The sequence below is a fragment of the Paenibacillus tianjinensis genome (assembly GCF_017086365.1).
GTDB lineage: Bacteria > Bacillota > Bacilli > Paenibacillales > Paenibacillaceae > Paenibacillus_AQ > Paenibacillus_AQ tianjinensis.
In genome coordinates, this window is the sequence record NZ_CP070969.1 from 1,106,771 (window position 1) to 1,120,474 (window position 13,704).

A 13,704-nucleotide genomic window follows, 5' to 3' on the forward strand; every position below is an offset into this window, starting at 1 on the left:
TATCCGGCACTGCCGCTGCTTCAACTATCGTTTTATGCCCTCGAAAGCGGCGGTCGTCAAATATTTGATAAAAGCTTCATCGAGGGTATCCCCTGTAATTAAAAGCCTGTAGAAGATAGGGCCGTAGAGCAGATCAATGCAGCTTCCAATATCCAGGTCCGCTTGTAATTCGCCCCGCATAACGCCCCGCTCCAATAACTGGCGTGCCTCCTGACGGCGGGGGGCAAAGAATCTTGTCCGGTAGGCTTCAGCCAGACCGGCATCGAATTGTCCCTCACCGATCAGCTCCGTAATCACCTTGCCCTCGCGGCTGCGGAGAAACACCGCCAGATTCGTCGCATGAATCACAATATCCTCCTGAACCGAACCCGTATCGGGTACTGGCAGTCTTGCTGAAGCCGCGGAGAGATAGCCGTCCATAACTACGGCTGCCTTATTAGGCCACCATTTATAAATGGTGGCTTTGCTCACTTTGGCCCGCTCAGCGATTTTTTCTACAGTTACCGCACCAAATCCGGTCTCCAGCAGCAGCTCGTACGATGCCGCCAGAATGGAAGCCTCCGCTTCGTTATTACGTGGCCGTCCTCTTTTTTTATCCATTCCTATTCCTCCTGGTGAAAGGTTCACTCCGAATCCGTTACTAAACAAAACTATACGTACATTATACAAAATTAATCATGATAATAGCCAGTCTGCAGCAGGAAGCGTCCAAATAAGCATGCTCAAATATTTATTTAGGTGTACCTATTTACAAAACTGAACGTACAGTATATTATAAGAACATAATTATTAAACTATACGTACAGTATTTAAAAATGAAAGGTGGAATTCAAATGAATCAGGTAAGTCGAATGGACCGGATACATCAGGCAAAGAACAGTTCGGAGAGCAAAACAATCCCTGCCTGGATTACATTTCTGCTGGCAGCCTCGTGCGGACTTATCGTTGCCAACCTCTATTATGCCCAAACGCTGATCGGGCCGATCGCGGCGGCTACGCATCTATCTTCCGGCGCAGCAGGTCTGATCGTGACTCTGACTCAAATCGGTTATGTGCTCGGCCTCATATTCGTAGTTCCGCTCAGTGACATCATTGAGAACCGCCGTCTTACGGTAATCTCTCTATCTGTCGTAGTGGTTGCGCTGGTCGCAGCCACACTGGCCTCGAATGCAGCCCTGTTTCTAGGAGCGTCGCTCTTTATCGGGCTCGGTTCGGTAGCCGCCCAGGTTCTGGTGCCGTACGCCTCCTTCTTAGCTGCGGAAGAGCATCGCGGCCGGGTGGTAGGCAATGTGATGAGCGGGCTGCTGCTTGGTATCATGTTCGCCCGGCCCTTGGCCAGCTTTGTCTCGGGACTCTGGGGGTGGCATGCGATCTATGCTATTTCAGCGGTAGTAATCGCCCTGCTGACCATTCTGTTATCCCGTGTTCTGCCGCAGCGCCAGCCCGTTCCTGCAATGAACTACGGCGGACTGATCCGCTCCCTCGGAACCCTGCTGAAGAATACACCGGTGCTGCGCCGCCGGGCGATTTATCAAGCCAGTCTCTTTGGAACCTTCAGCCTGTTCTGGACGACCGTTTCACTGCGGCTGGCAGATACGTATCACTTGAGCCAGCAGGGGATTGCACTGTTTGCACTGGCTGGTGTCGCTGGTGCCATCGCCTCTCCGGTTGCCGGGAGATGGGCTGACCGGGGCTGGACCCGTCCGCTTACCGGTCTGGCCTTTATGCTGGCAGCCGTCGCCTTTCTAATCGCTTATTTGTTTCAAAATGATTCCAGGGTTACCCTGGGGCTGCTCACTCTGGCGGCAATTTTGCTGGACATGGGCGTGTCCGGGAATCTGGTGCTGGGCCAGCGGGCAATTTATTCCCTGGGCAATGAAGCAAGAGGACGCTTAAACGGATTGTTCATGGCGATTTTCTTCGTGGGCGGAGCTATTGGCTCTTCACTGGGGGGCTGGTCGTATGCCTACGGCGGCTGGGGAATGACGACTTTGATCGGGCTGGCAGTGCCGGTCCTGGCCTTCCTGTACTACTTGACTGAGACAAAACAAGCGTAAACCGACAGTGTAAAGTATGCGCTATTCAAGGAACTGTTCTCCGGGCTGAATTTCAGTCTGGAGAGCAGTCTTTTTTTATTGAAAGTACCCGCATGTAAGATAGCCAAGCCCTTCCGCCCTGTGCAACATAATCCGCATACAGCAGTGAAATAATCCACGATACTAGGGGGACGTTTTTAGGTGTTAATGCCGTCGGATAAAATAAAGAAAGAAACCCAAAGTCTACTGACTTGGATTTCTTTCTTTTACTTACTCGACGCGGAATTTAGAGGCGGATTCGGCCAGATTTTTAGTGAGCTGGTCAATGGTTTCTACCATCTCAGCCAGCTGTTCAATGGTAGAGGATTGTTCCACCATGGTGGCGGTGACTTCTTCCACCGAGGCAGAAACTTCTTCACCGGTAGCCGAGAGGCTTTGAGCCGAATCGAGAACGTCGTCCTTGTCTCTTTGCAGATGAGCAATTTCGTCGGCCATCGATTTAATTTGATCCGTGATGTCCGTGATTTTGTCCAGAATGGTTTGGAATGCCCCCTGGGTTTGTCCAACCAGCTCATCCTGCCGGGCGGAGATGTTATTAATCACAATTACGCTATCATTATTTTCTGCGACAAAATTAAGATTTTGTTGAATGATGTCATAGATTTCATTGGATTGCTTCGAGCTCTGCTCAGCGAGCTTCCGGATCTCGGAGGCCACTACAGCAAAACCTCTCCCGTGTTCCCCGGCTCTTGCGGCTTCGATCGATGCATTCAGCGCAAGCAGATTCGTTTGAGCAGCGATTTGATTGATCGCTCCTGTAATATTGCTGATGCTGTTGGAGCTTTCCTGAAGTTTCACTGTGATCGCCGAGATTTTCTGGACCTCTTGTTCATTCTTGTCACTGATCTGAATTAAACCATCAACAACCTGATTGCTTGTATGGAAGACCTCGATGATTTCTTCAGCTCTTTGTCTGACGGATTGCGCATTATCGTTGATCGCAGCAAACTTCTCACTGAATCCATAGAACTTATCGACGATATGCTCAGTATCCTTGGACTGCAGTTCCATTGCCTGGGCAATACCTGTGGAGGTTACCGAAGTTTCATTAATGGAGCGGGCTGTCTGTTTAGAAGTTTTCTCCAGTTCATTGGTGCTTGTGTTTAGCACGGAGATAGAATTATTCATATGGGTGATAAGCTCTTTATTTTGCCGGACCATGATATTAAAGCTGTCAGCCAAATCCTTGAATTCGCTTTTATAGCGGCCATCGGCACCTATGGTCAAATCTCCGGTTGCCAGTGTTTTGAACAGCGAGGTCAGCTTGATAACAGGTTTGGTAATAGAGCGGGACAACAGCATACCAAAAGCAATGGCGACAAGCAGGGCGGCGACCGTTACAATGAAGATTTTCATCAGCATATCCTGAATAGGACGTTTAATGTCAGCGTAGGAATCGATAACGGAAATGGTAAGATCGGCCTTTGGAATTTTGTTAATTCTCAGATATTCGTTCGCCAATTCGATGGACTGCGTAACCAGCTCATCCGTTGCCCTGATCGCCAGAAAATCATTCATCCCCTGAGTGCCAGCAAGACTTTGTCCGATCCGGGTAGGGTCGGTGGAGTTATACAGGATAATTCCGCTCCGGCTCAAAATCTCTATTTTACCTTGCCCATTAATTTTAATGTTGCCCAGTTTATCCAGGAAGAAGCTGCTGTCCACGGTCATGGCGAAGACCCCAATTACCTTGTCATCCAAATCTTTAATTGGCTGGGAGAATGCAATTAATAATTTATCGCTGCTTTTGGACTGGATGGCATCGCTGATAAAGGATTGGCCCTTGAACGCTTCTGTGAAATATTCACGGTCTGCGCGGGACTGACCTATGTTGTCTGTGTTTGTTCCTGCAAGAATAGTTCCTTTAGAATCCAGAACAAGTAAAAAGCTAATGCTGCTTCTGCCGTTCATGCTTTCCTGAAGAATCCCATTGGCTTTTTCATAGTAGGGATTTTCTGAAGAAAAAAACTCTTGCTCGGACAGCGTTCCTTGTGCCCTAAGATTCAACAGTTGTTTGAAGGTATTGTGCACTGAAATTACATATGAGGTCTGCTCCTGCAGCTGCATTGAAGTCCACAGCCCTTCACCTATACGGTCCCCGTTTGCGTTTATTTCATCTTTGCTCTTTCGCAGCAACAGATCCGAGGAGACAAAATATACGGTTACCGATGTCGCCAAGAGCACTACAGCAACTAGCAGGCTTAATAAAATTGGAAGCTTAACCCTCAGCGAGATATTGCGTATTTTATTAGATATTTTTTTTATTTTCCCCATAGTGTTCATTCCCCTTTAGCTTTTTAAGTCCCTGCAGACAGGCACGCTACATTATCGGCTATGAATAGATAAAATTTTAATGAGAAATCTTTCCAATGTAACCTTCCGGTTCTAAGTTAAGAGGCTGTGTGTGCTAGCAATCTAGTTATAACAAGTATTTGTGTAAGCAATATGATATAAAAATAAATAAATCTGAAGTCTTTGAACACTATGTTATATGTAATATAGAGATAATTTTTCCTATGCTATAATGAGCAAAAATAATGCTGCGGGGGCTGAAAAGCTTTGAACAACCAAAATGAAACAGGTCTTGATCAGTTGCTGGAATCTTTAAAAATATCACTGCCGCTAGTACAGCGCTTATTTCCTATTGATGTGATGTTCGCCCTGGCGGATGTAGAGAAGTTTATTTACTATCTTCCGGGAGCAGAGCTGGATGTCCGCATACAGGAGGGGATGCCCATCCCGCCAAGCGGAGGAATCCGGGCAGCGCTGGAGACCGGTGACACGGTTAGTGCCGATATTCCCAAAGAAATTTACGGCTGGCCCTTTAAGTCAACCTCCATGCCGATCCGGAACGGGGAAGGGGCGATTAGCGGTGTGTTTACCATTGGCATCAGCCTCAGCAATCAGGAAACCTTAAGCGATGCTGCCAACTTACTGTCTGTCACTTCCGAAGAGATCAGCTCGACCTCGGAAGAAATTGCGGGCACGGCTTCTGACCTGGCGAACATTGTAAGTGATCTGAAGGGGCTCGGCCAGACTGTGGTTGAAGAGCTGCACAAGACCGACGAGATTCTGGATTTCATCAAAAAAGTGGCCGACAACTCTAACCTGCTTGGTCTTAACGCGGCCATTGAAGCGGCGCATGCCGCCGAGCACGGCCGGGGGTTTGGCATAGTGGCGCAGGAGATCCGGAAAATGTCCGTTTCCAGTGCCTCATCCGCCAAAGAGATCACCGGTATCCTGGATAGAATCAAGAAGAATATCCATCAGATGGATGCAACATTGCTGGAGTGTCTGGCACAAAGTGAGCGTCAGGCTGCGGCAACAGAGGAAATTACGGCCTCGATGCAGCAGCTGGCTGCCTCCGCTGCAGAGATTGAAAAGATTGCCCGGCTGATCTAAGGAAAGACGTAACTGAAACTTAAGGCCCGCGCCCATCGCGGGCTTTTTGGCGCGGCCGGAAGGCCGCCCGTGATTATCCTTCCGGCTTGTCATGCCCGTCTGCATAATGCAGGCAAGTCCCTCATAGACATGTACTAATCAATGCTTTTCAAAACAGGTTAAGGGGATGATGTCATGCGCCGGATAACATGGGTACTCGCGATCATTATGAGCGTGGCCCTGGTGCTCGCAGGATGCGGGAAGAAGGATGCCGCGTCTGTGGTCAAGGATTTAAACGATGTGTCTGACAAGCTGGAGAGCAAGCAGGGTGCCTATCAAGGTTCGGGCACGATGACCCTGTATACCGGTGAACAGCCGCAGGAGTATAAGGTGGAAGTGTGGTACAAGAATCCTTCGTATTACCGGATCAGCCTCTCGAATGTGCAGAAGAACGTAACACAGATTGTCCTTCGTAATGATGAAGGGGTGTTCGTGCTCACGCCAAGCCTCGGCAAAAGCTTCCGCTTCCAGAGCGACTGGCCGGACAGTCAAGGCCAAGTCTATCTCTACCAGACGCTGCTCCACGGCATTACCGCCGATAACAACCGCCAGCTGACCGAGGATGGAGACAATTATGTGTTCGAAGTAGCGGCGAATTATCAGAGCAGTGCACTGGTGCGCCAGAAGATCTGGCTGGCCAAAAAGACTTATGAGCCTAAGCAGGTGCAGGTCTCCGATTCCGAAGCCAAGGTTGTGGTGGACGTGAAGTTTGACAGCTTCAAGTTCGATCCGGAGTTCACCAAGGATTCCTTTGATATGCAAAAGAATATGGCAACCGGAACGCCTTCCGAAAGCACGGTAGCCGAGGTTGACGACAACGGCAATCCGGTAAGCTCGCAGGCTGACGGGGAAGAGGCTAGCCAGGTTACCGCGGAGCTTGGCGATTTCGGAGTGATTGAGCCGGATTACATACCGGCCGGCGTTAAGTACAAGGATTATCATAAAATCGAAGGCAGCAATGATCATGCGGTGCTCATCCGTTATGACGGGGATTATCAATATACTATTATGGAAGCCCGTCCGCTGGACCGTGCCGTATCGCTGGCTCCGGGAACTCTGATCGATCTCGGATTCACCGCAGGAGTATTGACTGGTGATGAACAGCAGACCCTGACCTGGATGAACGACGGTGTGGAATTCCGGATTACAAGCGCAAATCTTCCGGTTGACGAAATGATGCAAATTGCCGCTTCTATGGAGGCACAAACGGGTAAGTAATAATCAGTAGGCGGATACTGCGTATTGTGGGAGTCTTTCCTCTACAAGCCGTATCCGCTTTTTCCTTTATTTGGCGAACTCAGGCCCGCTGCGGAATCTGCAAGAAGATAATGCTGCTTACATTGACAGCCGCCTTCGATTAGCATTACCATTGGCAGTAAGACCAAGTTCATTGCTGCTATCTGCAATGACGTTTTACTACAATGTAAGAAGGTGACCCTGAAGTGCAAGCAAGCTATCGACCTACAGTTGCCGAGATAAATCTGGATGATCTGCGTGCCAATTATGAGGCTTTCCGTGCGGCGCTGCCGGCGGAGACCAAATTCATGGGATGCGTCAAAGGAAATGCGTATGGCCATGGAGCAGTGGAAGTGACCCGGGAGCTTGAACGGCTGGGAGCGGATTATGTAAGTGTAGCTTTTTTGGATGAGGCATTGGAGCTGCGTCAGGCGGGAATACTACTTCCTATTCTGGTGCTGGGCTACACCTCTCCGGAAGGGATAGCCGCTGCCTGGAAGAACAATGTAACCGTGACACTATTCACACCGGAGGTGCTGGAGGCGGTAAGACAGCTTCCAATAGATCCGGAGCACCGGCTGAAGGTGCACATCAAGATTGACAGCGGGATGGGAAGGCTGGGTCTTTTGCCGGCTGACGCGCCCGGTTTCATTGCTGAAGTGCATTCTGTAGCGCAGGCGGAGCTGGAGGGAATGTTTACCCATTTTGCCAAGGCAGACGAAGAAGACAAAAGCTATACACTGTTGCAGTACCGGCGATTCATGAGCGTGGCGGAAACGCTTCGGGACAACGACATTCATATCCCGATCATACATACGGGCAATAGCGCTACGGCCATTGATACACCTCTCCTATCCATTAACATGGTGCGTGTAGGCATAAGCTTGTACGGATTTTATCCCTCAGCAGAGGTAAACCACAGGCTCGTTGCTTTACACCCGGTAATGACGCTGAAGACGCAGGCGGTATATATCAAAACCCTGCCGCCCGATTGGGGCATCAGCTACGGCACCCGGTACTTCACGGACAGCGAAGAGATCATTGCGACGCTGCCTGTGGGGTACGCAGACGGATATTCCCGCATGCTGACAGGCAAAGCGGAGGTGCTAATACGTGGACGTCGCGTTCCTGTCGTCGGAACAATCTGCATGGACCAGTGTATGGTAACGCTCAAATCTTTCGCTGAAGAAGCGGAACAAATCAAAGCTGGCGAAGAGGTTGTACTCATCGGCCGCCAGGGCGATGCGCTGATTACAGCGGATGAACTGGCGCTCCATTTAGGGACAATTCACTACGAGGTAATCTGTATGCTGGCCCACCGGGTGCCCCGCGTGTATGTACGCGAAGGTGCTGCTCCTAACCTGGTGAACCCCTTGCTGAAGCCTTAAATGTGTGACCAAGTGCCTTGTACAGGAACGTAATCCAAGGATTAAACGTGTAGGCGAGTGTGACTTATGGTCTATACGAACCGCCATTTCTAGTTTATAATGGGATGCAGCATACTTGATATACTGGCGGCATATATTCCTTGTATAAAATTCCTTGTATATTGTAACACTGGAACACAAGGGCAGAAGGTTTGTGGGGGTGGAAGAGAAGTTGGCCAATTTGCAGAACACCAAAAGAATTATGATCAGTTTGCCCGATCATCTCTTGCAGGAAGTGGATGGTATCGCTCAATTGGAGAACTCTAACCGGAGTGAATTGATCAGGCAGGCTATGAAGCTGTATTTAACGGAACGGAAGAAACGTACGATCCGGGAGTCAATGCAGCGGGGATACATGGAGATGGCTAAGATCAATTTGACAATGGCAAGCGAGGCGTTTCTCGCAGAGGAAGATGCAGACAGTACTCTTGGCCGCTTAGTAAGCGGGGTGTAGATATTGATCGTTAAACGCGGCGACGTTTTTTTTGCCGACCTTTCGCCGGTAGTAGGTTCTGAACAAGGCGGAGTAAGGCCGGTACTGGTCATACAGAACGATATTGGCAACCGATTCAGCCCGACGGTCATTGTGGCGGCGATTACCGCCCAGATCCAGAAGGCCAAACTGCCGACGCATGTGGAAATTGATGCGGCTGCTCATGGCTTTGACCGGGATTCCGTCATTTTGCTGGAGCAGGTCCGGACGATTGACAAACAACGCTTAACCGATAAGATCACCCATCTTGATGATGAAACAATGAAAAAGGTGGATGATTCGCTGCAAATCAGCCTGGGCCTGATCGATTTCTAGATTGGGGCAGGAACCAATAACCGGGTTATGGGGAAGACGCACTGCTTAGGCAGTGCGTCTTTTTAAGATATACGGTTCGTAGCAGTTAACAGACAGGATCAACACTATTTGATATACACACCAGCTTCATGCTACAATTAGACCGGATGGTCGGTTTAGAAGGGGGTTGTCAGCATAAAAGGACGTTCGGATGGAGAAGAAACGAAGAAGCGGATTGTGCAGCAGGCAGCGCAGCTGTTTGTCCAGAAGGGGTATGCCGCTGTAACCATGAATGAGGTCTGCACTGCGGCTAAAGTAAGCAAAGGAAGCCTGTACCACCATTTTCCCAGCAAGGATGAGCTGTTTCTATATGTGGTCGAAGATGATACGGAGCAGTGGCTCTCGGAGTGGGAAGAGATAAAAAGCAGACTCAGCGGGGTCGAAGAACGCCTTTATGCGCTGGGTGAGCATTACGCGAATGATTTTCAGAATCCGCTAATCCGCGGACTTGAGGAATATGCAAGGTCCCGTACCCACTCGGATGAGATTTATGAGCGGCTCTCACAGCTGTATGAATCCGGGGCATCGGCCTGCCGTAATCTGCTCAAGGAAGGTATGGACTCAGGCTACCTGATTCAGAAGGATCTGGATCATTATGTTGTGATTGTCAGCGGCATGCTGGAAGGGATCGGCAGAGTCAGCGAAATTACAGCACCGTCGGAGGGACCGGCAGAGATTAAGAAGGTTTACCGGGATGCTATCAGCCTGCTGCTGCAGGGAATGCGTGCCAGATAGCTATTAAGAAGCTTACAGTAAAGGACCGGAATAAAGGCCATTTGCAAAGGAGCTTCTCATGTCCTTAATTAGACCGGATGGTCGGTCTTATATTGCGGGTGAGATTTTTTTGAAGCTATAGGAATGGCATCTGGCGGATAAGCGGATATTGAACATGGGAAATTTTTTTTGCATAACTGAATGTGTTATTACGGAGGGAATACAATGTCACTATTGTTAAGAAACCGCGGCGCGATGCTGATGCTGATGATTAGTATATTTTTGACCTTTACCGGGATTGGCCTGGTTGTTCCGATTCTGCCGACTTACATGAACGAGCTGCATATCGGTGGCAGTGTCGTAGGAATGCTGGTGGCTGCATTTTCGCTGACCCAGCTGATCGTGTCGCCTCTAGCCGGCAGGCTGTCTGACCGGACGGGCCGCAAAAGAATTATTGTTCTGGGACTGATAGTTTTTGCGTTCTCCGAGCTGGCCTTTGGGGTAGCCCATCAGCCGTGGATGCTGTTCGCGGCCCGGATGCTCGGCGGCATCGGAGCGGCAATGATTATGCCGGCAGTTATGGCTTATGTGGCGGATACCACTTCCATGGATGAACGGGCCAGAGGTATGGGACTGATCAACGCGGCCATAACTACCGGGTTTATTATCGGACCGGGAATCGGCGGCTATCTGGCCGAGTTTGGCATCCGGGTACCGTTCTACGCGGCTGCTGTGGCGGCGGCTTTTGTAGCTGTTTTAACGTTTATTTTACTGCCGGAGTCACGTGCTGCTGCGGTTAATGACCCTGCTTCTGCACAGCAGAAGAGTGAGAGTCTTGTAGCCCAATTGCTGCGTTCTAATCGTGAACCGTATTTTATCGGACTGATTATTGTATTCGTCATGTCCTTCGGCCTTGCGAATTATGAAACAGTGTTTGGACTGTTCGTTGATCATAAATTCGGCTTTACCCCTAAGGATATCGCGTTTGTACTGACCTTTGGCTCGATTGCCGGTGCTGTAGTTCAGCTGACTGTCTTTAGCTGGATTCTGAACCGTTTTGGTGAAAACCGGGTGATCTCCGTGTGCCTGCTGGCTTCGGGTGTGTTCATTCTGCTGACCCTGTTTGTCCATGGGTATTTTGCCATCATGACCGTGACGTTCATCGTGTTCCTGGCCATGGATATCCTGCGCCCGGCTGTCGGCACACAGCTGTCCAAAATGGCTGGTGAGTCTCAGCAGGGCTTTGTGATGGGCATGAACTCTGCCTACACGAGTCTCGGCAACATTGCCGGTCCGATTGTGGCTGGAATTTTGTTTGATCTGGACATTAATTTTCCGTACGGTGCAGCTGCGCTTGTACTGGTTCTGTGCTTCCTGATGTCGCTTGGCACCGGTAAGCGGATGGCCCGGCGCAGTCTGCAGGCGAAATAAACATATGGCCGGGTGGTGTGGTGATGCAGTATCCGGCTTACTTTGGTACAGCGGCAATCTGTGATACTATTTTATATAGAAAAGTTATGATATTAGCACGTTTACGGAAAGAGGGATACTATTGGCAGCAGAGAATACGAATGCCGGTAATCAGCAGGAGGATGCGGCAATCCGGCAGGAACAGGAACTGATCCTCGCGGCAATTGCCAAGGAGCTGGGGATCAGCCTGAAGCAGGTGCGGACGACGGTAGGGCTTTTGGATGAAGGGAACACGATTCCGTTTATTGCGCGGTACCGCAAAGAAATGACCGGTGAGCTGGATGAAAACGCGCTTCGCGATATTGAGGAACGGCTCGGTTACCTGCGCAATCTGGGAGACCGCAAGAAGGATGTTATCCGCAGCATTGAGGAGCAGGGCAAGCTGACACCGGAGCTGCATCAGCAGATTATGAAGGCGGTCAAGCTACAGGAAGTAGAGGATCTGTATCGTCCGTTCAAGCAAAAGCGTAAGACAAGAGCGAGTGTGGCTAAGGAGAAAGGGCTGGAGCCGCTGGCGGATTGGGTAATGGAACAGCGCCGGCAGGGTTCTCCGCTCGAAGAGGCCGCTAAATATATAGATGCAGATAAAGGTGTGGAGAGTGCCGAGTTGGCGCTGCAGGGTGCGATGGATATTATCGCCGAGAACATTGCCGATGATCCGGAGATCCGTGCGTGGGTCCGCCAGTATACGGCCAGCCAAGGGATTCTGGTCTCGGAGGCCAAGGATGCCGCGCAGGAGAGTGTATATGAGAACTACTATAGTTACCGTGAACCGGTACATAAAATGCCGCCGCACCGTATTCTCGCGATTAACCGCGGAGAACGGGAGGGTGTGCTGAAGGTCGGCATTGAGGTAGTCCCGGACAAGATTCATGCCTTCATCACGCGCAAGCTGATCAAAGGGCCATCCCCGGTCAAGGAGCTGCTGGAAGCCGTAACGGAGGATTCCTATAAACGGTTGATTGCCCCGTCGGTAGAGCGTGAGGTGCGCGGGGAAATGACCGAGAAGGGCGAGACGCAGGCGATCTCGATCTTCTCGGGCAACCTGCGCAGTCTGCTGCTGCAGCCGCCGGTCAGAGGCCTGAGCGTGCTTGGCGTGGACCCGGCTTACCGCACCGGCTGCAAACTCGCTGTGGTGGACGACACCGGCAAGCTGCTGGAGGTGGCGGTCACGTATCCGACGCCGCCGAACAACAAGAAGAAGGAGGCGGCGGCCAAGTTCAAGGAGCTGATTGCCAAATACGGCATCCAGCTGATCGTCATCGGCAACGGTACCGGCTCGCGGGAGACGGAGCAGTTCACCGCGGAGGTCATCGCCGAGATCGGTGATCCGGAACTGGCGTACCTGATCGTTAACGAAGCGGGCGCCAGCGTCTATTCCGCCTCCAAGCTCGCGCAGGAGGAGTTCCCGGATCTGGATGTGGCTGAGCGCAGCGCCGCATCGATTGCCCGCCGCGTGCAGGATCCGCTGGCGGAGCTGGTGAAGATCGACCCGAAGGCGATCGGAGTCGGGCAATACCAGCATGACGTCTCCCAGAAGCATCTGGAAGAAAGCCTCAAGGCCGTCGTGGAATCGGCCGTTAACCATGTCGGCGTCGACGTGAATACAGCTTCGCCGTCGCTGCTCTCGTATGTGGCGGGAGTTAACTCGACGATCGCCAAGAATATCGTGAAGTTCCGCGAGGAGAACGGCAAGTTCACCACGCGCAAGGCACTGCAAAAGGTGCCGCGCCTCGGCGCGAAGTCCTATGAGCAGTGCATCGGGTTCCTGCGTATTCCTGAAGGGGAGAATACGCTGGACCGTACGCCGATCCACCCGGAATCGTATCCGGTGGTCGACCGGCTGTTCCGGGAGCTCGGGCTGGACGTAGCGAAGCTAGGCAGCCGCGAGGTCGCGGCTGAGCTCGAAGCGCAGGATGCGGCTGAGCTCGCCGTGAAGCTGGATGTCGGCGTGCCTACGCTGCGCGACATCCTGGAGAGCCTGCAGCGCCCGGGCCGCGATCCGCGCGAGGAGCTGCCGCTGCCGATCTTCCGCACCGATGTGCTGAAGATCGAGGACCTCGTTCCCGGGATGGAGATGCAGGGAACCGTCCGCAACGTCATCGATTTCGGCGCCTTCGTCGACATCGGCATCAAGAACGACGGGCTGGTGCATATTTCCCAGCTTAGCGGCAGCTTCGTCAAGCATCCGATGGACGTTGTCTCTGTTGGAGACAACGTTACCGTCTGGGTGCTTGGCGTGGACCTCAAGAAAGGCCGGGTCAGCCTGACCATGCGCCAGCCGCGTGAGGTTGCCGGAAGCGTGAAATAGATAGAACTGCGCTTGGCCAAATGTTTATGTGTGAAGAAGATTGAACAGCCAGAAATAGGCTGAAACAGAGGATGTTCCATTGACCGGGTAAGGGCGGTTAGGGCAATGTCATTAAGATAAGCTCAAAGATAAGACTCGCAATAAAATGGAATCCAAAACGGC

General features: G+C 51.3%; 11 protein-coding genes. 9 read left to right on the forward strand and 2 right to left on the reverse strand.

Going from position 1 to position 13,704, the window contains the following annotated elements:
- Positions 1-24 precede the first annotated feature (24 nt).
- Entirely contained in the window at positions 25-600 is a 576-nt protein-coding gene (locus JRJ22_RS04780; RefSeq protein ID WP_206103472.1) for a TetR/AcrR family transcriptional regulator, read from the reverse strand.
- A gap of 251 nt (positions 601-851) precedes the next feature.
- Here JRJ22_RS04780 and JRJ22_RS04785 point away from each other — a divergent pair, with 251 nt between their 5' ends.
- Entirely contained in the window at positions 852-2,057 is a 1,206-nt protein-coding gene (locus tag JRJ22_RS04785; protein ID WP_232381157.1) for an MFS transporter, read from the forward strand.
- 249 nt (positions 2,058-2,306) lie between these two features.
- Here JRJ22_RS04785 and JRJ22_RS04790 read toward each other — a convergent pair whose 3' ends face one another.
- Complete coding sequence (locus JRJ22_RS04790; RefSeq protein WP_206103474.1) at positions 2,307-4,370, reverse strand: methyl-accepting chemotaxis protein; 2,064 nt, start codon at positions 4,368-4,370, stop codon at positions 2,307-2,309.
- A 285-nt stretch (positions 4,371-4,655) separates the two neighbouring features.
- On the opposite strand from JRJ22_RS04790, the gene JRJ22_RS29435 reads away from it, so the two are divergent.
- From JRJ22_RS29435 to JRJ22_RS04830, 8 genes are all read left to right on the forward strand, one after another.
- Positions 4,656-5,498 carry a methyl-accepting chemotaxis protein gene (locus tag JRJ22_RS29435; RefSeq protein ID WP_206103475.1) on the forward strand — a complete coding sequence of 281 codons (843 nt, stop codon included), beginning with the start codon at positions 4,656-4,658 and terminating at the stop codon, positions 5,496-5,498.
- Between the two features lie 174 nt (positions 5,499-5,672).
- Positions 5,673-6,755 (forward strand): outer membrane lipoprotein-sorting protein, encoded by a 1,083-nt coding sequence (locus tag JRJ22_RS04800; RefSeq protein ID WP_206103476.1) that lies wholly within the window; start codon positions 5,673-5,675, stop codon positions 6,753-6,755.
- 224 nt (positions 6,756-6,979) lie between these two features.
- Complete coding sequence (alr, locus tag JRJ22_RS04805) at positions 6,980-8,161, forward strand: alanine racemase (protein ID WP_206103477.1); 1,182 nt, start codon at positions 6,980-6,982, stop codon at positions 8,159-8,161.
- Positions 8,162-8,372: 211 nt separating this feature from the next.
- On the forward strand, positions 8,373-8,654 hold the full coding sequence (locus tag JRJ22_RS04810) for a CopG family ribbon-helix-helix protein (RefSeq protein ID WP_054941953.1): 282 nt from the start codon (positions 8,373-8,375) through the stop codon (positions 8,652-8,654).
- 3 nt (positions 8,655-8,657) lie between these two features.
- Positions 8,658-9,008, forward strand: a complete 351-nt coding sequence (locus tag JRJ22_RS04815; protein ID WP_042124727.1) for a type II toxin-antitoxin system PemK/MazF family toxin — start codon at positions 8,658-8,660, stop codon at positions 9,006-9,008.
- 216 nt (positions 9,009-9,224) lie between these two features.
- On the forward strand, positions 9,225-9,782 hold the full coding sequence (locus tag JRJ22_RS04820) for a TetR/AcrR family transcriptional regulator (RefSeq protein ID WP_206103478.1): 558 nt from the start codon (positions 9,225-9,227) through the stop codon (positions 9,780-9,782).
- Between the two features lie 204 nt (positions 9,783-9,986).
- Positions 9,987-11,192 carry an MFS transporter gene (locus JRJ22_RS04825; RefSeq protein ID WP_206103479.1) on the forward strand — a complete coding sequence of 402 codons (1,206 nt, stop codon included), beginning with the start codon at positions 9,987-9,989 and terminating at the stop codon, positions 11,190-11,192.
- 169 nt (positions 11,193-11,361) lie between these two features.
- Entirely contained in the window at positions 11,362-13,542 is a 2,181-nt protein-coding gene (locus JRJ22_RS04830) for a Tex family protein (RefSeq protein ID WP_206104978.1), read from the forward strand.
- Positions 13,543-13,704 lie beyond the last annotated feature (162 nt).

Excerpts from the sequence above, each read along its gene's own strand:
- JRJ22_RS04780 (WP_206103472.1), bottom strand. The coding sequence starts at position 600 with ATGGATAAAAAAAGAGGACGGCCACGTAATAACGAAGCGGAGGCTTCC.
- JRJ22_RS04800 (WP_206103476.1), top strand. The coding sequence starts at position 5,673 with ATGCGCCGGATAACATGGGTACTCGCGATCATTATGAGCGTGGCCCTG.
- JRJ22_RS04790 (WP_206103474.1), bottom strand. The coding sequence starts at position 4,370 with ATGGGGAAAATAAAAAAAATATCTAATAAAATACGCAATATCTCGCTG.
- JRJ22_RS04825 (WP_206103479.1), top strand. The coding sequence starts at position 9,987 with ATGTCACTATTGTTAAGAAACCGCGGCGCGATGCTGATGCTGATGATT.
- JRJ22_RS04785 (WP_232381157.1), top strand. The coding sequence starts at position 852 with ATGGACCGGATACATCAGGCAAAGAACAGTTCGGAGAGCAAAACAATC.